Genomic DNA, 22,185 nt, shown 5'->3' with positions numbered 1-22,185 from the left:
CCCGCCTTAGACTTTCTAGGAGCAGATTATATGGAAGATTATATTCAAATCTCTTTTCTTAACGATTTTATATTCTGTCCGAGGTCTATATATTTCCATCAGCTCTTCGGCAGGCGAGATACCCGACTTTATCAGGATAGGCCGCAGGTTCTCGGTAAGGCTTCCCACAAAGCTATAGATTCGAGAAAATACACCTCAAGGAGAAATGTGCTGCAAGGCACCGAGATTTTCTGCCGAAAATACGGGCTCTGCGGAAAAATCGATATATACTATATCGACAGCCACACTCTGGCTGAAAGAAAGAGAAAAATAAAAAACATTTACGATGGATACTGTTTTCAGCTTTATGCTCAGTATTTCGGACTGAGAGAAATGGGGTATCTAGTTCAAAAAATTCAATTTTACAGTATGCAGGACAACAAAACATACCCTATTGAACTTCCGGAAAACAACCCTGAAATGCTGAAAAAATTTGAAAACACTATTGATAAAATCAATTCTTATGACCTTTCAGAATCTTTTACCCCTAATCCCAAAAAATGCAAGAACTGTATATATCAACCTTTATGTGATTTGTCATTATGCTGACACTGCCGGATTTCAAAGAGAAACAAATAATTTTTGCAATGCTCCGAAGCGGCGAAAAGCTGAGCTTCAAAAATGATAACGTAATAATCAAAAACAAAGAGGGCCAAATCAAGCACCAGTCCACCTGCTACAGGCTTTTTGCTTTGTTTATTGCCGGGCACACAACCTTGACAAGCGGGCTTGTTGCAAGAGCAGAAAAATTTGGTTTCAGCATAGTGCTGATGAACCACAGCTTGAGAGTTTACCAAGTGTTATCTTCGCCTGCTGAGGGTAATGTGCTTTTGAGAAAAAAGCAGTATTCATACAACGGTTTAGAACTGGCAAAACAGATAGTAGAAAACAAAATATCAAATCAAATTTCTGCAATAAAGACGATTAGATCTGCTGATGAGAAAAAACAAAAAACTGTTCAGGATTTGAAAGAGCTCAAAGAACAGATAAAAACCACCTCAGAGAACCAAAGCCTTTTAGGGATTGAAGGAGCTGCAGCAAGATCCTATTTTTCTGCAGTCTTTAGTCATATTGAATGGAAGGCAAGAAGGCCGCGCGTGAAGCAAGACCCCGCTAACTGCCTTCTTGATATAGGCTATACTTATCTGTTCAACGTCATTGAAGGTATGCTCTGTCTCTACGGCTTTGATCTTTATCAGGGAGTTTATCACAAACAGTTTTATCAAAGAAAATCTCTTGTATGCGACCTTGTAGAGCCGTTCAGACCGATAATAGACCTTAGAATAAGAAAGGCCTTCTCCTTAGGGCAGGTTAAAATTGATGATTTCACTGTTCGAAATTATCAGTACAGAATTTTCGGCAAAGCGGCAGTCCCTTATTCTCTATGGCTGATTGAAACTGTTCTTGGGAGAAAGGAGGAAATGTTTAAGTATGTGCAGAGTTATTACAGGGCATTTATGCGTGATAAGAAGGCAGAAGAATTTCCAACATTTGAACTTTAGGAGGATTAAAATTGCTTATAGTATCCTACGATATATCAAATGACAAGCTGAGAACCAGATTTGCCAAATATCTCTCAAAATTCGGCTTCAGACTTCAATACTCAGTGTTTCAAATTAAAAACAGTAAACGAATCCTTGAAACTGTATGCAGCGAAATTGAGAATGAGTTCGGCAAGAAATTTTCTCAAACCGACAGCGTTATTATTTTCCATCTGAGCAAACAATGCAGAAAATACTGCTATGGATATGCAGTTAATGACGACAAAGATGTTATCGTTGTCGAATGATTTTTCTTCCGAAAGCAGCCTTGCAAACCTCAGTCTTAATTTGTATAATAGTTCTGATATGAGGCTCAGCTTATTAAATACATTTGTCAAATCCTTGATTAAATGCTCTGAGAGCGGTTTTATGAAAAGATTTTTTGAATTAGCGTCTAAAGGCCTTATAAAATTTCTACTGTCGTAGATCCGTATTTGCCGATTTTGTAATCAACGTCTAAAGGCCTTATAAAATTTCTACTGTCGTAGATATAAACCTACTGCCGAATACAAAGATTGTCTAAAGGCCTTATAAAATTTCTACTGTCGTAGATCCCTTGCCCTCGTCGCTCGGTGCGGCGTCTAAGTCTAAAGGCCTTATAAAATTTCTACTGTCGTAGATTCCAAAAAACGAAGAAGAAATTCAAGCGTCTAAAGGCCTTATAAAATTTCTACTGTCGTAGATTCGCCAAACAGATGTTTACGACCGCTGTCGTCTAAAGGCCTTATAAAATTTCTACTGTCGTAGATTTTCTTGCCTTTCTGTTATGGGATGTGGTCTAAAGGCCTTATAAAATTTCTACTGTCGTAGATGTTACAGGGTCAACGACTATCACCTTGTCTAAAGGCCTTATAAAATTTCTACTGTCGTAGATATACGCTAAAGAAGTTCACGGGGTACGTCTAAAGGCCTTATAAAATTTCTACTGTCGTAGATAAAGGTGATTAAGGTTTTCTCACGAAAGTGTCTAAAGGCCTTATAAAATTTCTACTGTCGTAGATACACCGCTCCAGAATATCAAGTGTTTATTGTCTAAAGGCCTTATAAAATTTCTACTGTCGTAGATATAAAAAATCAGGAGTATATAATTCTCGTCTAAAGGCCTTATAAAATTTCTACTGTCGTAGATTTGGCCTGAATTGGCTCATTTAGGTGAAGTCTAAAGGCCTTATAAAATTTCTACTGTCGTAGATTGGGCGCACGAGATAACCCTGATGATGTCTAAAGGCCTTATAAAATTTCTACTGTCGTAGATTGCCGTCAAATGCGAGGGGGCTTCATGAGTCTCTGTTCTTCTTTCTCGCTGCGTAGAGTCTTTCAGTGAATCCGCCTTCGTATTCAAACGCTTCGGCGAGTGAATTGATTTGTTTCCGGAGAAGGCCGCAGGCAATGTTTATAAGGGTGATAGCGGAATTAGCGCTCAAAAAGGCCAGCTCCCTGTAAGACTCGGAAGACAAGGTGGACTCGGGATTTAATTCACGCTATCCAGCCTGTCCACAGTGTCCAGACCTCTTTTTAACCTTTGCTATCCAAATAGCCGCTTCATCAGCGTTTTTCAGCCGCTTGGCGACAAGCTCCTCACGAAGTGGGTTTGCTCTCTTCCATTCCTCCATCCCCCGCTGCCTGAGAAAATCCTCATAGTCCAGCCGCAGCTGCTCGAGGCTCGCCCTCGCAGGCGTTTGTAAGCGAACTCAAGCGAACGATGGAAGCGAAGATTCGGGAAATGCTGGAGGAAATAAAAAAGCCCCTGAGAGCTTCAAGAAAGGGTTATTAAAGCTCCCAAGGGTTCATCTGTAGTATAAGTGGTTAGGGACGGATTCGAACCGTCGACACACGGATTTTCAGTCCGTTGCTCTACCAACTGAGCTACCCAACCGAAGCTGAATTTCAGCAAGAGTGAAGAATTCTAATGAAAAGTTTGCATCTTTCAAGCATTTTTGCCAAGATTTTGAGAAATTTCTCCATCCGCCCGCTCAAAACTGCAAAACCTTCCTTTAAAAGCTTGATTGTCAATATTCTGCAAACTATAATGTGATTACAATATTAGTGTTTAAGTTTATGGCGGTTCAGTGAAATACTTTAATCCGTTAAAAATAATAAATGAAGACGAAGGCTCAGATATATGGGATGTGCTGATAAGACAGCAGGCCTCTATTTTAACAAACAAACACTACTCTTGGGGACTGAATTTATTGAAATCTGGTCTGAAAAATTTGGCCAAAGACATTGTTGTTGAACCGAGATATATCTGCAAAGACTATAGAGACCTTTTCAGCAATTATTATTCTAAAAAGTTTAAAGTTCCTTCTCCATACTGTGAAAGAATACACTTTTTTGCCGAAAATGTAAATCAGGTTGCTCTTATTCTTGAGCCGGAGGAATATCAGTAAGGTTATCTTGGCTGCAGTGTGATAAGGCCAATTCCCGGCAGGAGTATTGGAAGAACAGTTTTTGCTCCCTCCAAGGTTATTGGCAAGGATAATTTCTTCTGCCTTAGAACGGAATTCAAAACTAACCTGAACGGTGCAGAATTCAGTATAAACGGTTTCCCCTACAGTTCTCAGGATATTGAAGCAGCAACCTGCGCTCATACCTGCCTTTGGACAGTATGCCGATATCTTTCTCAGAGGTATTCTGCGTACAAAGAGATGCTGCCTTCTGAGCTGATCTCTTATTCGCTTGACGTGCACGGCAGAAAAATGCCTTATCAAGGACTTAACTAGTCGTTCCTGAAAAATCAATGATTTTGGGGAAACTAAAAAAATATATCAGGCTAATCGAGTCTTTAATTTGCTTTTCATTGCCAAATTTCTGTAAAATTCAATAATTTTAAGCATAAAAATATAGGCAAAAGTAAACTTCTTTAGAAGTTTACGCATATTGTACCCAAAAGCGCTGCCGAGGGCGTTCATTTTGTCCCCTTCTACACCTTTCAAGAAGTTTCTTCCCAACCTGTTGTCTTCTTTGAGGTGGCCTATCGTTGGTTCTATGCTCGATCTTCTCTTAATCCACCTCTTGATACTTCGTTTCTTTTTTCGCCAGCCCTTTTCTACAATTTCAACATTTCCAATATCTTCGCAGCCATGTTTCTTGTATCCTCCATCAACATAAACATCTCCAAGCTTTTCTCTCCCGATTAAATTCATTGTCTGCTTCAGATTAGCCCGAAGAGTATGGCCATCATAAGGGTTTCCTTCAAAGCCCAACGCTCCTACGATAAAATTATTCTTGGCAGTAGTTACAATTCCAACCTTATTTCCAAACTCATATTTCTTGTGGCTTTTGCCTTTCCCAATGCAGCAGACGTGAGGTTCGTGAATACTGTAGAGTTTATTTTTGCTTTTCTTTGTCTGGGCTAAAAGCTTCTTAGCGGCTTGAAGCAATGTATCAAAAATTATTCTTAACTGCTCATTGCCTGCTATATTCCGCTCGACCTCTTTCGTAATTCGCCGCAGGTAGTTCCTTAATTTCTTCACTTCTTTTTTAGCTCTTTTGAACTGTCTTGCACGTCGATACCTGCCCTGCATTACATACGCCCTTTTCCCAACCCTTTCGTAGCTTTGGCGAAGTTGGAGTTTTGATGCTTTTGCAAGATCTACAAGCTTAATGCGCAGTTTGTGGCAGAGTTTTGCGTCGGTCGGATAAGTGATGTTCTTCTGCTGAACGGTTGTATCTGCAACGAGCTTGTTGAAATCGTTCTTTTTGATAACCTTAAGCTTCAAGCCGGCTTTGATAGTTTCTTCGAGCAGCTCTTCAAGACCATCAGATTTTACCTTATTACGCCACTTAGTCATACTGGTTGGATCAATAGGAGGCTCGTGCTGGAAGTATCTTTCGCCGCAGAAATACTGCCAGTAAGGATTCTCAACCCAGCCGGCAACGATTGCTTCATCGCTGAGATTGAAAGTGTACTTGAGATACTGAAGGCCGACCATCAGGCGAATCGGCTTGGCCGGCCTGCCTGAATCAGGACTGTATAAACTGCCAAACTTTTCTTCAAAGCGAGACCAGTTGACAACCTCTGAGAGTTGGACTAAAGAGTGATCAGGATTTACAAGAGGTTTTAATGGCTGCTGAAAGAGTAAGCCTGCTTTATTGTTTTTTGCCTTCATTATTTTGTCCCAATATTGCAATGTTTTGATAGATGTAAGATAAACACTTGCAATATTATACCATATCTCGAAAGCTTTTCAATCATATAAACCATTATCAGAAAAGAATTTAAGGAAAATTTAAAACTTTTTCAGGGGCGACTAACTACAACGATTACTCTCATATCCTTTCAGAATTTGGATGCCATCCGCTTATAATTTATATGGATGACAATCTGGGCTGGAAAGGTAATTTTGAAAACTTGTATTCATATGTTGAATCAGGAATTCCGGCTTTAGCATCTATTGGCGGACATGTTGCAGCTCTTATCGGGCACACAATAGACTACAGCGCAGATGTTAAGCCCTCCGAAAAGGGTTTTATAGACAGCTCGCAATATTTGAAAAGCTTTGTGATTATGGATGATAATCTGTTTCCTTACAGCGAATTAGGTTATAAAGGCTCTGAAGATAATTCAGGAAATTTCTACCAGCCCGAAAAGTCTATAAAATCCATAAAAACAGCGGTTTGTCCGCTGCCGGAAAAGGCTTTTTTACCAGCAAAACAGGCGAGAAAAATAGCAAAAATAAGCTTGACTAAGCTAATCGAAAAATTTAACCTTGATAAATATAAACCTTTTGTTACAAGGTTTTTTCTAACCAGCGGCAGTTCCTTTAAGAAAGTCAAGAGAAAGGAAAGTGTATCTTCGAACGACTTTCTTGAATCAAGCGTAAGCAATATCAGTATGCCGCATTTTGTTTGGGTGATGGAATTTTCCACCCAAGACCAGTATAAGAATGGTAAATGCATGGGCGAAATTGTAATAAATGCAACATCCGGAGGCAAAGAAGAGCATATAATTTACTGCCGTGTTAGAAGTGAAATGTATGTAGTTGGCGAAGAGAAGCTTCATAAGGGCTTAAACGATTTCTCTCAATACAGGAATAACTTGGGAAGTTAATTATGTGGGAAGTTAATTATGAAAGATGATAAAAAAGAGCTCAGGGAAAAACTTGAATCTTTTTTCAGTAATCAATCTGAAAAAAGGGAGTATTCTAATATTACAAAAATAATAGAATCGGAAATAATGGAAAGCGATATTCTGAATATGGAAGAGAGCAGCTTCCCTGATAATTGGGGATGGCTCAGCAATCAGATTGTAGGAAAAGAGGACTGGCTTAGCCGCTCTTGAATTTGTTCCTCCAGAAGTGTTAGTTTCAAGTTAGGGCTGCTCTCTGTGCAGCCTTTTTTTATGCGCATCGTTGGGGCGGTAAAGTTGACAAGACAGTCTGATTTGTTATGCTTTTGTTCGGTTTAGCACACAAAATGTACATCTCTTTTGGGTAAAGATAATATTATGAATATTCTTGCGGTTGACATAGGCAATTCAAATATCAAGTTCGGGCTTTTTATAGATTCAGACAGGCAGCCTTCTATAAGCGTGAACGGCAGCGATTCAGATGCTCTCTGCGAGGCTCTCGTGCAATGCTGGGAGAAACTTCCCGTTGCAAGCCGCTCCACAGAGGGCAAAAAGGAGGGCGTTATCGTATTCTCGAGCGTTAAGCCTGAATGGACAGAAAGCTTCCGGCAAATCTGCCTTGAACAGCTGGACGAGAAGCCGCTGGAGGTGGGGCTGGGCAAGGATGTTGACCTTCCGATAAAGCTCAACACCGAATTCCCCGCGGACACCGGCGTTGACCGCGTGATGGCGGCAGCAGCGGCGTATATAGTAGCTCAGGGCCCGGTTGTTGTGGTCGATATCGGCACTGCGCTAACAGTGGATGCTGTGGACGGGGAGGGCAATTTTCTCGGCGGTGCAATCGCCCCTGGCCCGCAGGTTTGCGTTCGTGCGCTGAGCAGCGAAACAGCGAAGCTTCCTGAGTTGGAGGTTCAGCAGCCTGCGCTGCCTGTGGGAGTGAATACAGAGCAGGCGGTGAACAACGGCGTTTTCTATATGGCAGCGGGCTTTCTTGAGTATTCAGTGCGCAAATTTGCCGAGGAGCTTGGCAGCTGGCCGCAGACTGTCGTAACCGGAGCAGCAGCGGAGCTTTTCAAAGACGAATGCGAGTTTGTTGATAATTTCGTGGAGGATTTGGTGCTCAGCGGGATTGTGCTTTCGTATAAGAAGAAGATTGCAAACACGCCGGAATCGTGATGACCTTCGCCTCCGTTACAACGCCCAAAACCGGAGCCGCTATTTCGTGCGTGAGCCTCTTCGGCAGCGAGGCGCAGCGAATCTGCGCAGAGCTTTGCAGAATAGCCCCCCAAAAACTCACCCCGCCAAAAAACCTTCTTGCCAGAATATACAGCAGCAGTGCTGAGGTGGATGAAGTGGTTCTCGGCTGCCTCGCCTCGGACAGAATAGATATAAACTGCCACGGCAACCCGATTATCGTAAGGCAGATTGTGAGCCTGCTCGAGAAGGCGGGAGCTGAGTCTGTCGGGGTAAGCGAATTTATGGTTAGGGAAAGGCTGGCCCACTTTCCGGGCAATACAATCGCGCTCGAGGCCGAGGTTTACTCCTGTTTTGTCCATTCGCTGAAAGCCTGCGAGATTATACAAAATCAGGCAGGGGACGGGCTCAAAAAAGCGGCAGAAGATTTGCAGAGCTGCCGGCCGGAAGAAGCCGCTGAGAGAGCCGAGAAAATCCTGCATAACACCCAAACCGCAAGCAAGTATTTCGCCAAGCAGAGAATTGCAATCGCGGGCGTGCCCAACAGCGGAAAATCCACATTGCTCAACCGCCTTGCGGGCGATAAGGCAGCGATCGTTTCGGATGTGCAGGGAACTACGAGAGACTGGGTGAGCGTGGGGGCGAGGCTAGCGGATATGCAGATTGAATTTATCGATACCGCCGGGCTGTGTGCAGAGCCGAAATGCCGGATAGATGCTCAGTCCCAGCGGCGCTCGCTCGAGATAGCCCGAAGCTGCGACGGGCTTATATGGCTTTTAGATCCAGCTCAGGATATCAGCCAGCAGCTTGAACACAGAGACAGTTTAAGGCTTGCCTGCCCTGTGATTACAGCCCGCACCAAAGCCGATTTGTCCGAGCACGCAGACACCACATCCGGCGAGGATATCATAATCAGCGCACAAACCGGATTCAATATCGATAAGCTTTGCGATAAGCTGCTCCAAACCGCCGGCACGGAAGACCTGCCCCCATCTGAGGCTGTCTGCTTTACAAACCGCCAGCTTGAAATCACAGAAAAAATCGCAGCAGAAAAGGGAAGTCTTGAGCAAAACATCCAGCAGCTCACAACTGCCCGCCCAAAACTCACCTTCGACCTTATCAGTTAGTTGCCAAGAGGTAGTTTTTTGCTTAAAATGGAAGCGTTTTTATATTAAGGATTGGTCTAATGAAAAACCCATTCAGAGAAGGCACGATAAGCTATGATGATTTTAATAAAATGTCTGATTTAAGGTGGCATTGTTCTAAATGTGAGCTTCGATCCGGACAAGCAAAAACTTGGCAGGTTTGGAGGCAGGAAAAGGGAGTACAGCTTGATAAAGATGAAAATGGAAATTTTTACAAAAGGATATATTGCAGTCGCTGTGAAGCAAGAACTGTTCACAGGAAATTGAAATCTCTTGATATTCTGGAAGTGAATAAAGCAAGATACGGTATTCCATCGAAATTAGCCAAACGAATCAAGCAGCTTTATAATTTTGAAGAAGCGGTTCTTCTGAGGCAGCTCTCAGAAAGAGAGCTTGAAATAGACCACAAATTCCCGCAGGTGAGATGGGCGAAAAATGAGGAGAGCTTTGAAGAATATTCAGACCAATAACTGAAAGATAATTTTATATTGCTAAGCAGAAGCAATAATCTTTGGAAATCAAGGCATTGCGAAAACTGTCTAAAAACAGGTAAAAGAGGCCATTTCCCCGGCATAAAATATTGGTATAAAGGCGGAGAAAATTGGGAAGGTAAAAGCGAAAATGACCCTGAAGGCTGTATCGGCTGTTTTTGGCAAGACCCTTATCAATGGCGAGACAATTTACAGAAACTAATCGACAAAAGTTCATAAAATATTTTGACAAATTAAAAGTTGAGCATATCATGAGAGTGAAAGTTAATAGATATAAGGTTAAGAAGATCATGGCTGATAAACAGATACATACTTTCACTGATCTTGCATATATGCTTGGCATATCAAAAAATCAGCTCTCGAATATCCTCTCTAATAAATTTAATCCTGTTAAGAGCAACATTCAGGAATTAGCAGATTTTCTTGAAGTTAGCCCTTCAGAGCTGATAGAGCAAGCTGATGAGGAGGAGTAATGGCAAAGTTTAATGATATAGACCTTTCCAGATGGAAGGAATATGAAGATATAGAAACAGATTCTCTCTGGATAATTGAAAGGCGGGATAATTCAGGTAAGCACGACGGCTTTTATCACGGGAATTTTGTACCGCAGATACCTCGTCAGATGATAAAGAGATACACTAAAACGGGTGAGGTTGTTTTAGATCCCTTTATGGGCAGCGGAACTACAGCTTTTGAGTGCGAGGCATTGGGCAGGAACTTTGCGGGCATAGACATCAACACAGATATGGTAAAATATGTGAAACGCTCTTTTGAATCCGATCATAATACTTTTTCAGGGGTGAATTTCCATTATATGCTCTCTTCAGACAGCACTGATTTCGCTGCATTTTCTGAGATTGCAGGTTATTTGGCTTCCAAGGGAATAAATAAGGTTTCTCACGTTATACTGCATCCGCCTTATTATGACATCCTTAAGTTTACTGATGACTCAAGAGACCTTTCCAACTCAGATTCTATTGATATATTCCTAAACCGTTTTGCAAAAGTTTTGGACAACAGCCTCTCTCTTCTTGAAAACAATAGGTATGTTTCTATTGTTATTGGCGATAAATACACTAAAGGGCAATGGATACCCTTGGGTTTTTACTGCATGCAGGAAGCTATGAACAAAGGTCTTACCCTTAAAAGCATAATTGTAAAAAACATGGCGGGAAATCGCGCAAAACAGAATAAGAATACAATATGGCGTTATAGAGCCTTAAACAGTGATTATTTTATTTTCAAACACGAATATATTTTGGTATTAAAGAAAAATTAAAAACAGCTCGGCTGCGTAATTATGAATTATATAGGTTCGAAAAAATCCTTACTGCCTTTCATAGAAAAGTCTGTAAAAGAAATCATAAGAGATGACTGCGAGACTTTTTGCGATATCTTTGCAGGAACAGGCATAGTTGGCTCCCATTTCAAAAAAATGGGTTACTCTATTATAGCCAACGACTTCCAATATTATTCCTATGCACTGAATAAACATTATATAGGGAATCATCGAGAGCTTGAATTTGAAGGACTCAAGGGTATTTTCCCGCAAATCAAAAAAACAGAGCTCCCGAAAAGAAGAAAAGCAGTTTGCGATTACCTTTCTGATTTACCTCTGGTTGAAGGGTTTATTTTCAATAATTATTCTCTTGAAGGAACAAAAGGCAAAGAGTTTGAAAGGAATTATTATTCAAGCGAAAATGCGAAAAAATGTGATACAATCCGCCTCAAGATAGAGGAGTGGAAAGACAGGGGTCTGATAACTGCGGGTGAATATTTCTTTCTCATAACCTCTCTTTTGGAAAATATCGACCGCCACTCAAATACCGCCTCGGTTTACGGTGCGTTTCTAAAAAAACTTAAAAAATCTGCCCAAAAAACATTCGAGCTCAAGCCCGCAGAGCTTTTCTTAAACGATAAGGAGCATAGGGTATATAATGAAAAGGTGGAAAATATAATATCAGATTTAGAAGTCGATGTGCTTTATCTCGACCCGCCTTACAACCAAAGACAATATGCTCCAAACTACCATATGCTTGAAACTATAGCAAAATATGATAATCCAAAAATAAAAGGAAAAACAGGCCTGAGAGATTACAGCACTCAAAAATCTGACTACTGTGTGAGGGGGAGGGTAAAGCAGGCTTTCAGTGAGCTGATTAAAAATGCAAAGGCAAGATATATTTTCTTGAGCTACAACAATGAAGGTCTTATGAACATTGAGGAGATAAGAAAAATTATGTCTGATAAAGGTGAATACGGCTGTTTCACTCAAGATTACAATCGATACAAAGCGGATAACGGAAGAGTGTATTCTTCAAACTCCACGGTAGAATATCTACATTACTGTATTTGCAGATGATACAGTTGAATTGCAATTAAACAAAACGGAAAGCTAAATTTGGCTGCATACAACAATAAAAAACTGACGCCTGCGATGAAGCAGTTTCATTCATTCAAGGAAAAGTACCCCGATGCGGTGCTTTTCTTTCGCATGGGCGATTTTTACGAAACGTTCTACGAAGATGCTAAAATATGTTCTCGTGTTTTGGGTATCGCCCTGACAAGCAGAGGCAAAGACAGCGATTCACCGATCCCGCTTGCAGGGATTCCCTATCATGCGGTTGACAACTACCTCAAGAAGATAATCGAGGCGGGGTATAAGGTTGCGGTATGTGAGCAGGTGGAGGATCCTAAGGAAGCAAAGGGCGTTGTAAAGCGTGATGTGGTACGCGTGGTAACGCCCGGGACGGTTACCGATGATATCCTGCTGGAGGCGAAGGAGGATAATTTCCTGTGCGCTGTTCATCTGGGCAGGAAGTTTGCAGCGATAGCGTATGTTGATATCTCTACGGGCAAATTCTGCGCTCAGAAGCTGCCGGAGGCCGAGCTGGCTGATGAGATATGCCGGCTTTCCCCGAGGGAATGCATTACAGCCGAGCGAAGGGGCGAGCTCTTCGGCGATGATGCCGCACGAATAATCAGCGAGATAAAATCGCGCACCGATGCTGTTATTACTGAACGCCCGGGCTGGTATTTCGAGCCGAACGGTGCAGAGAGAACGCTGACAAAGCTCTTCGGCACAAAAAACCTCGAGGGCTTCGGGATTGAGGAAGGCTCTGATATTATCCCGGCAGCCGGAGCGGTAATCGAATATTTAAACGAAACGCAGAAGACCACTCTCAGACATATCCGGGGGATAAAGGTGGTTCAGAGAAACTGCTACCTCCAGATAGACCAAACCTCCCTTCGCAGCCTTGAGATTCTGCGCACCCTCCGCAGCGAGGACAGACGCGGCTCGCTTCTCTGGAGCATAGACAAAACCCGCACCGGCATGGGCGGGCGGCTTTTCAACGCATGGCTTCGAATGCCGCTCTGCGATAAGAAGCATATAGACAGAAGACTTGATGCCGCAGCTGAGTTTGCAGAAAACAAAGACCTGCTCGATTCGATTACCGGCCAGCTGAAAAACTTCGCAGACCTTGAACGTATTGCCTCTCGAATCAGCACGATGCGGGCAGGCCCGAAGGATTTCGTGATGCTTGCTGATACTCTCGAGAAAGTTGGGCCGATAAAAGAAACGCTCCAGCAATGCTCCAGTCCGCTGCTTCAGCGAATAGCCGAAGGCTGCGATATGATGGATGAATTTGCCGATCTGCTTCGGCGGGCGATAAACCCCGAATGCCCCAATCACACACGAGACGGAGGCGTAATAATTGACGGCTTCAGCGAAGAGCTCGACAGGCTTCGAAGTCTGTCCCGAGATGCAAACAGCTGGCTTGCCGAGTATCAGGCTCAGGAAGCTCAGCGAATCGGCATCCCAAATCTGAAAGTGGGCTTTAATAAAGTCTTTGGCTACTACATCGAAGTGAGCAACTCCCTGAAAGACAAAGTCCCTGAGGAGTATATAAGAAAGCAGACAATCAAAAACGCCGAGAGATACATCACCGAAAGGCTCAAGGAATTCGAGCAGCAGATTCTCAACGCAAGAGACCGCAGCCTCGAACTGGAGAACAAGCTTTTTGATGATATCCGCTGCGAGGCGGTGAATTATGTGGAAAGGCTGCAGAGGCTTTCCGATTCAATCGCCGCCGCAGACTGCATCAGCTCAATCGCCGCTCTTTCAATGCAGAGGGGGTATGTACGTCCTGAGATAACCGAGGAAAAGTCGATTCAGTTTATCGAAGGCAGGCATCCGGTGATAGCGGATAATCTCGGCAGTGAGTTTGTATCCAACGATCTCGAGCTGGGCGATGAGAGCGGGGACGTGATGATCATCACCGGCCCGAATATGAGCGGTAAGAGCACATATATCCGGCAGACGGCGCTCTTGGTTATTATGGCGCAGATGGGCTGCTTTATCCCCGCAAAGCAGGCGAGGATAGGCGTGGTTGACCGCATCTTCACGCGTGTCGGTGCATCTGATGAGCTCAGCAGAGGTCAGTCAACGTTTATGGTGGAGATGACAGAAACCGCCAACATCGTAAACAACGCCACAGACCGCTCGCTTGTGATTCTCGATGAGGTCGGACGCGGAACCAGCACCTACGACGGGCTCTCGATAGCTTGGGCGGTAACAGAGCACATAGCCAATAATATCGGCTGCAGGACGCTCTTTGCAACGCATTACCACGAGCTTGTGGAGCTTGCAGAACTGCTCAGGAACGTGAAAAACTGCAATGTGGCTGTACGGGAATGGATGGATGATGTTGTGTTTCTGCATAAGATTCTCCCGGGTGCCACAGACCGAAGCTACGGTATCCACGTTGCAAAGCTTGCAGGCCTGCCTGAGAGGATTGTTAAAAGAAGCAGAGAAATACTCTCTGATCTTGAGAGCACTTTTTCAAGAGAGGCCGAAGGAGCACAGCTCAGCAGAAACAGAACTACATACCAGCAGGAGGATCTCTTCTCCCGAAAGCACAGGGATGTCTTGAATAAGCTCGCTGATACTGACGTGAATAACCTTACGCCAATTGAAGCTATCACTCTTCTCAGCGAAATAAAGACCGAGATCTCAGACGCTTCCGAGTAAGGCAGGTGTGCCTGAAAATCAGAGCCGCACCGGGTAAATCAGAAGCTGAGCGTAAGGTCGCGCCCGCCGCACATTATGTTAGTAACGCCGCTGTCGTATAATGACTGCATATAAGGGCTGTCGAAAAGCTTGTCCGGCTGATAATCGAGATACTCATCGTTAATCATAGGCGTTTCATTGTTCGCGGCATTCAGATAGAGCTTGATTTCCTTGCCGCTGATATCGGTCGTAGTGTAAACCACTGAATAGGCCTCGGGCACAATCCCGTTTACCAGCTTAATTTCTGCCATATCAATATGCTGAATGAATTTGGTGAGATTAGAGTAGTTTGATTTTCGTCCCGCTTCAAAGATTATCGGCGAATGGCTTGATTTGAGCTTTGCGATATTTTCCAAACTGTTCCACTCGTACGAACGGTTTTCCAGTTTGCTCTCAAGCCCGTGCGGGCCTTCGAGATAATCGAATTCTCCGCCGGCCTCGTAGTAGCTGCGTACCGGCCTTACTGCGAGGAAAGAATTGCCCTGTTCGATAAATATCCAGCCCTGTTTCTCAACCTTCCTCTCGGGCTTCTCTCCGAAATGTATTCCGACCGGAAGGTCGTTGTTCTTCTCTTCCAGAAACCATGCCGGATTAACGGAAATGTACGAGCGAGCCTGCTGAGTTATCATAACGTTTTTGTGCTGCACAGAACGGAAATACCCGCTTTCTTTATAGAAATTCCAGCTTGTATCATCTTTGATATTCAGAGCTCTCGGTGTTACCATTGCCTGCGAGGAGGTGTTAAACTGAATCCCGTGCCACAAAGGTGATGCGGATAGATGATTCATAACAGCAGACGGGTGCGTCATCCTGCTTGCCATAACATAATCGGGCGTAACCCAGCTGTATCTTACTATCCTGCTCTCTTTATCGCAGAGGAAGGTTCTCTCATCGCCCAGCGGACGCGGGCGTTTGTTTTCCTCTTCCCCGGGCCTTCTTGAGATATACTCGAATTCCCCGAGCGCTTGGCGGTCTAAGGCCATATCCCATAGAACCTCGGGCAGTTTGTAGTCTGAGAGCAGCTGGTTGATTGTAATTATCTCGGCAGTTCCGCCTCCGCCCAAGTGATACTGAAGCATAAGATGAGTTGAATCCACTCTCGCATCAAGCTCGGCATAATCCTTTATCTTCACGCCTCCACGATAGCCGGCTATGCTGTCCTGCAGCCAGTCTGCCCAGTAGAGATCGAGGAATTTCCCGCAAAGCTCTCTGAGTTCTTCATCTTCACAATAGTCGTGAATGTCGTATATATAGTTTATTGTGTATTTGGCGTAAACAGGCGACGCGTTTGCAATGAAAAAGCCTTTCTTTGCCCTCTCTTTGATGTATCTCTTGAAAAATTCAACCCAGGCATTGTAATGCTCTTCGCTGTTTCCCGTGATCTTATCTTCCGGTTCTGCGCGTCCTTGAGGGCCGAATGTTTTTATATCGCCGTTCATATGGAACCAGTAACCCGCTCCGCCTCCTTTGCCGGAATCGAAATACTCCTTTGTTTCGTACCCCATTCGGTTCTTGAATATTTGCGAGCTCAAAAGAGCAGCGCTTTTGAAGCATAAGTCCAGCGATTCGCTGTTTACTATATCCCAGCTGCTCCTCTTGGCGATATTGATATCATTGCGTCTTCGGTTACGCTCCCAGATCAAATCTAAAAGTGCGTTTTGGGTCTCGCTTGTAAGACGCTTGAATTTGCCGCTGGTGCGGTTGAAGGTGAAGTAGAACCTGAAAAGCATTGAGTCGAGGTATGGGTTCCACGGCTGGTTTATCCCGAACTGCTTGCGCACGGCTGAGTTTTTTGTTGTGAATATAATATAAAGCTTCTGGTTGATCGATTCGGTTTGCCTGTCGAGGTAAAGCTTTGCGAAGTAGGCATTGAGAACGGAACTGGGGGATTTAGTCTGCGCTCTTCGCATTGCGGCTTCTATTCTGGCCTGCCTTGTTTTCTCAGCTTCAGCCATCCTTCGGTCTATAGTTTTTTCCATAACGCCGAGTGTTTCGCCGTTTTTCTTCTTGAAGTATATATCATCAAACCAGAGCTTCTTGCCCTGCGGCAGTCTTGCTCTTATCTGGAAAGTTTTCAGTTTGGTTTCATCGAATTTTGTATAGGAAGGCTTAAACTGTCCTGAACTGAATTCCACCTCTTCCCAGCTGTCTGAGGTGATTGATTCCATCTCCGAGATCGCTTTGCCTCCGTTTATATCTACAATGCTAACTGCCCATCTGGTTGGCTCGGAGTGGTTGCTTTTCATTGAGATATGCAGCTGCCATTCCGGCCCTGCATCCCAAAAGTCTGAATAAGAGGGAACCATAAAGCCGATTTCCTTTTCCTGAACGCTGTCTGAGGTGTAAACAACGCTTAAGTCTCCAGCTTTTTTGCTCTGGTAGTCTATTGAGAATCGCTCGCCTCTGCCTTCTTCTATGATGCTTCCGCTTGCAGAAGACCCGAAAATCTCGGCCACTTCAAACCAGCAGTCAACGCGTTTGTCCTCAGCCTTTACCGCTGGGCAAAAGAAAAAAACAGCTAAAACAAGTATCCAGATTCTTTTTATGTTTCCCATTGTTCCCGCCTATAGATATTAACATAGCTTGGAAATCCGCAGGAATTATAATATATATAGCCATTGCAATAAACCCTAAAACGGGAAATGAAAAATAAAAAGCCGCCGAGAAGGCGGCTTTTGGGAAAGTTTTGGAAATTGTAGTGTTATTTTTTAAGGAGTACTTATCAGAAAATTAAATTGTTTTATTAAGAACTAATTCTAATGGTATTACAGAAAACGTCAAGTAAAATTTCTTGTCATTTCATTTTTTATTGATAAGACATAGGAATATAATGTATTGAACTTGCAATTGTTCGATTAAAAAGTGAAATCAAAAATGGAGAAGCAAAAAACAGCTCCTCCATTTGTTGTTTTAGATTTTCAGTACCAGAGTGTTATTTCTCAGTAAGTTTCAGCATTCTGCAGCCGTGGGTTGGCAGCTTGAATGAGATAACCCCCCGGTATGTTCCAAGGTCTTTCTGCCTCCAAAGATCGCGCACCTCAATCTCCCCTGAGAGTCCGGCCTTGGCAAAGTCGAATTCGCATTCCTTCTGCATATATCCCATATTAACTATTGCCGCTGCATAATCCCCGCCTTCAAGTTCTCTGAGCCATACCTCGCAGTCATTCTCAGAGCTCACAATCCTCGCCTGCTTGCCGAGGGGGTCCTGATTAACCGCAATCACCTCTCTGTTGCACAGCAGGTTGAGCGTGAAATCATCGAGTTTTGTCATATCGCATCCGATAAGCAGGGGTGAATTGAGCATACTCCACATTGTTATATGTGTGTACTGCTCGCTCGGGCTGAGCCTTGATTTATGCAAATTCGGCCCCCAGCCAACCTCGCCTACAACGAGCATATCAGGGTCGTTCCAGTGTCCCGGGCTTGAATATTTATAAAGCTGTTTCTGTTTATTTAATATATTTGAAACGCTTCCCCAAGTGTCTCTGATATCCCCTGTGGTGCGCCAGCAGTTCCCGCCAACTTCAGCTCCCCACTTCCATACATCAGCCATTCCGTACTGGCATAGGCTGTAAACGATATCTCTGGGCACCTCATCAAGGCATTCACGCATAACGATATACGGTTTCTGGTAGTCGTGCAGTTCCTTTTTCTTCGGTGCAACGCTTCTGTATCCGCACCAGTCGTATTTGAGGTAGTCGAAGCCCCATTCCGCAAACTGCATTGCATCCTGCATTTCGTGCTCCCAGCTGCCCTCAAGCCGCTGGCAAGTCCAAGGCCCTGGAGAGATATACGTTCCCGCCTTCAGCCCTTTTTCGTGTATGTAGTCCACGAGGCCCTTCATATCGGGGAATTTGTCGTTGCAAAGGATGTTTCCTTCCTCATCGCGGGCATTCTCGCCCGGTTCTCTCATCCAGCAGTCATCTATGTTTATGTACTGCCAGCCGTAATTGATGAGCCCTGATTCAACCATACTGTCTGCGGCATCTTTGATCTTGTCCTCATTCACCGCGCAGCCCCAGCAGTTCCAGCTGTTCCAGCCAAGCGGCGGAGTAAGGCAGATTTTATCGCCCGCCTCGAACCGTATCTCGCACGAATCCCTGCCGAATTCATTCTCAGCAGCAGCGGTAAACTCATACGTCCCTTCTTTATTGAGAGTTCCTCGAATATCTCCAGTTTTGCTGTTGAGTTTGAGCCCGTCCGGTAGGTTGTAGGCCGTAAACTTCATTGGTCTTTTGCCAGTTGCAGCAATATGGTACAGTACGGGCGAGCCCGGGCGAACGCCAAATACCTTCGCCGAATTTATTAGAGGCCTTTTTGGAGCCTCGGGTGTGAGAATGTAAGGCTTTTCTTCTGGCTTGCCGATGGTTTCGGGTTTTTTGCCGGAGTATATGAAGTAAGCATCTGCCCAGTCTGCATGATCGAAGTTGTTTGAGCCAAGATGCTCTACCACTAACGTTATTTTTTTCGCATTTTTCAGCGAAACATCAACTTTCGCAGGCTTCTGATTTGCTGAAATCCTCCCGCTTCTAAAAATTTTCTCCCCGTCTGCAAGAACAATAAAGCGAACTTCTGCATCATTCCCGATAACTTCATCATTAATGCCTGCAAGGGCTTTGAACCTTTCCGCTCCATTAACTTTTATCTCAAGTATGCTGTGGGAATGTGTGCCGAGGCCTTTTTTGTATGTTTTTCCTTTAATCTTGATTGGGTTGCCCGCAACAGATTTGTCTTTCATCGGCTCGCCCCAGCCCTGCCTTGTATTGGAAATATCCAAATCACTGAGGTAAACCTTCTCTGCAAAGCAGAAGGCTGCTGAGATTAGCATAAAAATCAATGTCTTTCTCATTTTGGTAAGCTCCTTAAAAATTTAATAGGTTTTAATTAAATAACAGTTTTGATATTTGATTTTCCGAGTACCTAAAACCTCTCCCTGCTTTGAGCTGAATACAGTTTTTTAAGACTGACGAAATTGTAGGAAGACAGTTAATAATAAATGGCGCAGATGATGTGATTTTTACGATATTTTTTATTTTTTCGGCAAATGTATAGTGAAAGTGCTTCCTTTGTTGAGCGTGCTTTCGAGGCTGACCCTGCCGCCATGGACGGTAGAAACGATATGCTTCACGATGGAAAGCCCCAGTCCCGTACCGCCGAGCTCTCGGCTTCTGCCTTTATCCACGCGGTAAAAACGCTCAAAAAGTCTTTTCTGTTCGCTTTTTGGTATGCCGCATCCGTGGTCATGAACGGATATTCGCGTTTCTTCGCTGTCTTGATGGATTGTAATATAGACATCTGTGTTTTCACTGCTGTATTTCACAGCATTGTCGATAAGATTAATTACCGCCTGTTCCAGAAGGTTTGGGTTAACAGAACTAAAAATCTCTTTACTCGCTGTCAGGTGTATGGAGATATTCTTCTGAGAAGCCCTTTTCTCGCAAAGCTGGATTGCCGAGCTCACGATATCATTTATATCTGCAGGCTCAATGTCAACCCTGAGCTGGTCCCCTTTCTGCTCGAGTTTAGAGATTGAAAGCAGGTCTTCTATTATTGCCTCAAGCCTCTGGGCTTGGCGAGCTATTATGCCGATAAATTTGGCCTGATCGCCGGGGTCGCTGATCCCGCCGTCCTTAAGCATCTCAGCAAAGCCCTTAATTGAGGTTACCGGAGTTTTCAGCTCGTGGGAAACGTTGGCCACGAAGTCTTTCCTTATCGCCTCAAGCCTTTTGATTTCTGTTACATCATTGAGAACGTAGAGCGAACCAATAGTTTCCTCGGCAGGATTCTTCAGTACTGTCCCTTGAAGGTGGAGTATGAATTCGTTGTTGTTTCTCATCAGAACAATTTCTTTTTTTGCAGAGCCTTTGGTGGTGGTGTTTTCCACTGCCTGCTGGAAATCTGTGTTGCGTATGAGATTAGCATAATAACTCCCGATATAGCCTTCCTGAAGCCCGAAAAACTCAACAGCAGCCTTGTTGGCCATTATTACATTGTTTTCATTGCTCAGAGCTACAACCGCCTCCACCATACTAGTTAAAATTGCCTCCTGACTTGTCTGCTGTTCAGTGATTTGGGTGATTTTTCTGTCCAGCTCTCTTGCCATATTGTTCAGGCTCTTTGCAAGACTGCCCATTTCGTGCGTTTCCGGGATCTCGAGTTTTTTATCAAGCTTGCCTCCGGCGAAGTCTATTACTGCTTTACGCATTTTTATCAGAGGCCTTATAGTAATATTTGCCAGAAAGGCGGAAGAAATCGCAGTGAGAATGAGAGAAACACTTGCGATTTTCAGCATTGCAGAGGCAATAATTGCAGAGTACTGCGAGGATATGCTCTGTTTCAGGCAGCATTTGAGTATGAAGTTTCGTTTATTTGAATTTCCCGCAGGAGTGAAGATGCACATCGCCCCGTCATCTCCGGCAGTATAAATCTCTGTTTGTTTTTCTCTGCTTCTAAGGGCTTGAATAAAATGCGGATTGTCTGAATAGTTTTTAAGCCCTGATGCAGCGGCGCTGCTGTCTGCAAGGACATTCCCCTGATGGTTAATTATTGTAAATCTAAGGTCTGTTTTATTGCCAAGGATTTTGCAAATGCTTTCCATTTGGCCGTAATCAAGGCTCTCAATGTGTCTTTGAAGTAATTTTTCTGCAAGCGAGGCCGCATTTGAAAGATTTCTTTGGCTAAGGTCTTCAGAAACTTCGCTGATTGTTTTATCAAGAGAGCTGAAACAAAAAAGCAGTGAAAGAAATACTGCTGCAAAAACTGTACGGAAAAAACGCCAAAAGATGCTCTTCTTTTTCATAAGCAGCGCCGCCCTTAAGAATCATTTAACGCTGCGCAGACAGTATTTTATCTATAAAGTCCGGCAGCTTTAGCGATATTTTTATTCAATAAATCTGTATCCAACGCCGCGTACGGTTTCTATATATTTTCCCGCTTCTCTGAGTTTCTTTCTCAGGCCGACTACCTGCACATCAACAGATCGGTCGGTTACAGGATAGTCAGCCCCGTGTACGGCGTCAACAATCTGGTAGCGGGTGAAAACCCACCCAGGCCTTGCAGCAAGGAAGCAGAGAAGGCGGAATTCTGTAGAAGTAAGCTTGCAGGGCTTGCCCGATACAAAAACCTGATACTTCCTCGTGTCGATCTCAATTTCATGAACCCTTAAAAGACCGGAATCTTTCTCCCCGGTTCCTGATGTCCTTCCTGGCCTTCGAAGCACTGCATTTATCCGTGCTGTCAAAACCTTCGGACTGAAGGGCTTTGTTATATAGTCGTCCGCACCTAACTCTAAGCCTGTAACTATATCTGCCTCATCGCCTCTGGCGGTAAGCATAATTACCCTTATACCAGACGTCTTAGGTTCATTTTTGAGCTTTCGGCATACAGAGAAGCCGTCAAGGCCGGGAAGCATTAAATCAAGAAGAACCAGATTAGGCTTCCATTCTTCAATTTTATCAACCGCCAGTTTACCATCCCCGCAGGTGTCAACCTCAAATCCGTTTGCCCTAAGATTGTAACACAGCAGTTCTCTTACATCAGCCTCATCTTCTACTACCAGAATCTTTTCTTTTTCCATATTACGTTCTGAATCCTTCTTAGCATTAGCATAATATAACACAATAAAATAAATAAT

General features: G+C 43.9%; 21 protein-coding genes, 1 tRNA gene and 1 CRISPR repeat array. Of the genes, 14 read left to right on the top strand and 8 right to left on the bottom strand.

The annotated features are described in order from the left end of the window. Positions 1 to 30: 30 nt before the first annotated feature. From cas4 to cas2, 3 genes are read left to right on the top strand one after another with little or no spacing between them, the layout of a single operon-like run. A complete protein-coding gene (gene cas4 / locus L21SP3_RS11695; RefSeq protein WP_077541738.1) occupies positions 31 to 588 on the top strand; it encodes a type V CRISPR-associated protein Cas4 in 558 nt (185 codons plus the stop codon). Then, positions 582 to 1,541 carry a type V CRISPR-associated endonuclease Cas1 gene (gene cas1, locus L21SP3_RS11690; protein ID WP_077541736.1) on the top strand — a complete coding sequence of 320 codons (960 nt, stop codon included), beginning with the start codon at positions 582 to 584 and terminating at the stop codon, positions 1,539 to 1,541. Before cas4 ends, cas1 begins: the two co-directional genes overlap by 7 nt. Before the next feature lie 11 nt (positions 1,542 to 1,552). Then, positions 1,553 to 1,828 (top strand): CRISPR-associated endonuclease Cas2, encoded by a 276-nt coding sequence (cas2, locus tag L21SP3_RS11685; protein WP_077541734.1) that lies wholly within the window; start codon positions 1,553 to 1,555, stop codon positions 1,826 to 1,828. A gap of 144 nt (positions 1,829 to 1,972) precedes the next feature. Further along, a CRISPR array of direct repeats spans positions 1,973 to 2,835; the repeat unit is 36 nt; unit sequence GTCTAAAGGCCTTATAAAATTTCTACTGTCGTAGAT. A 22-nt stretch (positions 2,836 to 2,857) separates the two neighbouring features. On the opposite strand, the gene L21SP3_RS11680 is transcribed toward cas2, so the two are convergent. The 3 genes from L21SP3_RS11680 to L21SP3_RS11675 form a co-directional block, all read right to left on the bottom strand. Further along, positions 2,858 to 3,004: a four helix bundle suffix domain-containing protein gene (locus L21SP3_RS11680; protein ID WP_161488201.1), complete on the bottom strand. Its 147-nt coding sequence runs from the start codon at positions 3,002 to 3,004 to the stop codon at positions 2,858 to 2,860. A 57-nt stretch (positions 3,005 to 3,061) separates the two neighbouring features. After that, positions 3,062 to 3,193 carry a hypothetical protein gene (locus L21SP3_RS12265; RefSeq protein WP_261340802.1) on the bottom strand — a complete coding sequence of 44 codons (132 nt, stop codon included), beginning with the start codon at positions 3,191 to 3,193 and terminating at the stop codon, positions 3,062 to 3,064. A gap of 190 nt (positions 3,194 to 3,383) precedes the next feature. Next, positions 3,384 to 3,456 (bottom strand) — tRNA-Phe (locus L21SP3_RS11675). A 193-nt stretch (positions 3,457 to 3,649) separates the two neighbouring features. Between L21SP3_RS11675 and L21SP3_RS11670 the strand changes: the two genes are divergently transcribed. Beyond that, entirely contained in the window at positions 3,650 to 3,970 is a 321-nt protein-coding gene (locus tag L21SP3_RS11670; protein WP_077541730.1) for a hypothetical protein, read from the top strand. 18 nt (positions 3,971 to 3,988) lie between these two features. Next, positions 3,989 to 4,303: a hypothetical protein gene (locus L21SP3_RS11665; protein ID WP_077541728.1), complete on the top strand. Its 315-nt coding sequence runs from the start codon at positions 3,989 to 3,991 to the stop codon at positions 4,301 to 4,303. Between the two features lie 45 nt (positions 4,304 to 4,348). Here L21SP3_RS11665 and L21SP3_RS11660 read toward each other — a convergent pair whose 3' ends face one another. Beyond that, positions 4,349 to 5,692 carry an IS5 family transposase gene (locus tag L21SP3_RS11660; protein WP_227806747.1) on the bottom strand — a complete coding sequence of 448 codons (1,344 nt, stop codon included), beginning with the start codon at positions 5,690 to 5,692 and terminating at the stop codon, positions 4,349 to 4,351. Between the two features lie 203 nt (positions 5,693 to 5,895). On the opposite strand from L21SP3_RS11660, the gene L21SP3_RS11655 reads away from it, so the two are divergent. From L21SP3_RS11655 to mutS, 9 genes are all read left to right on the top strand, one after another. Then, positions 5,896 to 6,633, top strand: coding sequence for a hypothetical protein (locus L21SP3_RS11655; RefSeq protein WP_077541726.1), 738 nt, complete (start codon positions 5,896 to 5,898; stop codon positions 6,631 to 6,633). 18 nt (positions 6,634 to 6,651) lie between these two features. Next, positions 6,652 to 6,864 carry a hypothetical protein gene (locus tag L21SP3_RS11650; RefSeq protein ID WP_077541724.1) on the top strand — a complete coding sequence of 71 codons (213 nt, stop codon included), beginning with the start codon at positions 6,652 to 6,654 and terminating at the stop codon, positions 6,862 to 6,864. Between the two features lie 165 nt (positions 6,865 to 7,029). Next, complete coding sequence (locus L21SP3_RS11645) at positions 7,030 to 7,827, top strand: type III pantothenate kinase (protein ID WP_123785197.1); 798 nt, start codon at positions 7,030 to 7,032, stop codon at positions 7,825 to 7,827. After that, on the top strand, positions 7,827 to 8,972 hold the full coding sequence (locus L21SP3_RS11640; protein WP_077541720.1) for a GTPase: 1,146 nt from the start codon (positions 7,827 to 7,829) through the stop codon (positions 8,970 to 8,972). Before L21SP3_RS11645 ends, L21SP3_RS11640 begins: the two co-directional genes overlap by 1 nt. Before the next feature lie 59 nt (positions 8,973 to 9,031). Next, positions 9,032 to 9,460, top strand: coding sequence for a hypothetical protein (locus L21SP3_RS12045; RefSeq protein ID WP_077541718.1), 429 nt, complete (start codon positions 9,032 to 9,034; stop codon positions 9,458 to 9,460). A gap of 179 nt (positions 9,461 to 9,639) precedes the next feature. Further along, positions 9,640 to 9,954: a helix-turn-helix domain-containing protein gene (locus L21SP3_RS11630; protein ID WP_123785196.1), complete on the top strand. Its 315-nt coding sequence runs from the start codon at positions 9,640 to 9,642 to the stop codon at positions 9,952 to 9,954. Further along, positions 9,954 to 10,760, top strand: a complete 807-nt coding sequence (locus L21SP3_RS11625; protein WP_077541714.1) for a TRM11 family SAM-dependent methyltransferase — start codon at positions 9,954 to 9,956, stop codon at positions 10,758 to 10,760. Before L21SP3_RS11630 ends, L21SP3_RS11625 begins: the two co-directional genes overlap by 1 nt. 21 nt (positions 10,761 to 10,781) lie before the next feature. Beyond that, positions 10,782 to 11,843, top strand: a complete 1,062-nt coding sequence (locus tag L21SP3_RS11620; protein ID WP_077541712.1) for a DNA adenine methylase — start codon at positions 10,782 to 10,784, stop codon at positions 11,841 to 11,843. 39 nt (positions 11,844 to 11,882) lie between these two features. Continuing rightward, complete coding sequence (mutS, locus tag L21SP3_RS11615; RefSeq protein WP_077541710.1) at positions 11,883 to 14,513, top strand: DNA mismatch repair protein MutS; 2,631 nt, start codon at positions 11,883 to 11,885, stop codon at positions 14,511 to 14,513. Positions 14,514 to 14,551: 38 nt separating this feature from the next. Here mutS and L21SP3_RS11610 read toward each other — a convergent pair whose 3' ends face one another. From L21SP3_RS11610 to L21SP3_RS11595, 4 genes are all read right to left on the bottom strand, one after another. Further along, a complete protein-coding gene (locus L21SP3_RS11610; protein WP_077541708.1) occupies positions 14,552 to 17,107 on the bottom strand; it encodes a hypothetical protein in 2,556 nt (851 codons plus the stop codon). Positions 17,108 to 17,484: 377 nt separating this feature from the next. Further along, complete coding sequence (locus L21SP3_RS11605) at positions 17,485 to 19,401, bottom strand: NPCBM/NEW2 domain-containing protein (protein ID WP_077541706.1); 1,917 nt, start codon at positions 19,399 to 19,401, stop codon at positions 17,485 to 17,487. Between the two features lie 180 nt (positions 19,402 to 19,581). Continuing rightward, complete coding sequence (locus L21SP3_RS11600; RefSeq protein WP_077541704.1) at positions 19,582 to 21,351, bottom strand: HAMP domain-containing histidine kinase; 1,770 nt, start codon at positions 21,349 to 21,351, stop codon at positions 19,582 to 19,584. A gap of 81 nt (positions 21,352 to 21,432) precedes the next feature. Further along, positions 21,433 to 22,128, bottom strand: a complete 696-nt coding sequence (locus tag L21SP3_RS11595; protein ID WP_077541702.1) for a response regulator — start codon at positions 22,126 to 22,128, stop codon at positions 21,433 to 21,435. Positions 22,129 to 22,185 lie beyond the last annotated feature (57 nt).

It is taken from the genome of Sedimentisphaera cyanobacteriorum (assembly GCF_001997385.1).
Taxonomy (GTDB): Bacteria; Planctomycetota; Phycisphaerae; order Sedimentisphaerales; family Sedimentisphaeraceae; genus Sedimentisphaera; species Sedimentisphaera cyanobacteriorum.
This window is presented reverse-complemented; position numbering and strand designations above follow the sequence as displayed.

Bases quoted from the DNA above. Each gene is read 5' to 3' on its own strand.
- cas4 (WP_077541738.1), top strand. From the start codon at position 31: ATGGAAGATTATATTCAAATCTCTTTTCTTAACGATTTTATATTCTGT.
- cas1 (WP_077541736.1), top strand. From the start codon at position 582: ATGCTGACACTGCCGGATTTCAAAGAGAAACAAATAATTTTTGCAATG.
- L21SP3_RS12265 (WP_261340802.1), bottom strand. From the start codon at position 3,193: ATGGAGGAATGGAAGAGAGCAAACCCACTTCGTGAGGAGCTTGTCGCC.
- L21SP3_RS11660 (WP_227806747.1), bottom strand. From the start codon at position 5,692: ATGAAGGCAAAAAACAATAAAGCAGGCTTACTCTTTCAGCAGCCATTA.
- L21SP3_RS11655 (WP_077541726.1), top strand. From the start codon at position 5,896: ATGGATGACAATCTGGGCTGGAAAGGTAATTTTGAAAACTTGTATTCA.
- L21SP3_RS11650 (WP_077541724.1), top strand. From the start codon at position 6,652: ATGAAAGATGATAAAAAAGAGCTCAGGGAAAAACTTGAATCTTTTTTC.
- L21SP3_RS11645 (WP_123785197.1), top strand. From the start codon at position 7,030: ATGAATATTCTTGCGGTTGACATAGGCAATTCAAATATCAAGTTCGGG.
- L21SP3_RS11640 (WP_077541720.1), top strand. From the start codon at position 7,827: ATGACCTTCGCCTCCGTTACAACGCCCAAAACCGGAGCCGCTATTTCG.
- L21SP3_RS12045 (WP_077541718.1), top strand. From the start codon at position 9,032: ATGAAAAACCCATTCAGAGAAGGCACGATAAGCTATGATGATTTTAAT.
- L21SP3_RS11625 (WP_077541714.1), top strand. From the start codon at position 9,954: ATGGCAAAGTTTAATGATATAGACCTTTCCAGATGGAAGGAATATGAA.
- L21SP3_RS11620 (WP_077541712.1), top strand. From the start codon at position 10,782: ATGAATTATATAGGTTCGAAAAAATCCTTACTGCCTTTCATAGAAAAG.
- L21SP3_RS11610 (WP_077541708.1), bottom strand. From the start codon at position 17,107: ATGGGAAACATAAAAAGAATCTGGATACTTGTTTTAGCTGTTTTTTTC.
- L21SP3_RS11605 (WP_077541706.1), bottom strand. From the start codon at position 19,401: ATGAGAAAGACATTGATTTTTATGCTAATCTCAGCAGCCTTCTGCTTT.
- L21SP3_RS11600 (WP_077541704.1), bottom strand. From the start codon at position 21,351: ATGAAAAAGAAGAGCATCTTTTGGCGTTTTTTCCGTACAGTTTTTGCA.
- L21SP3_RS11595 (WP_077541702.1), bottom strand. From the start codon at position 22,128: ATGGAAAAAGAAAAGATTCTGGTAGTAGAAGATGAGGCTGATGTAAGA.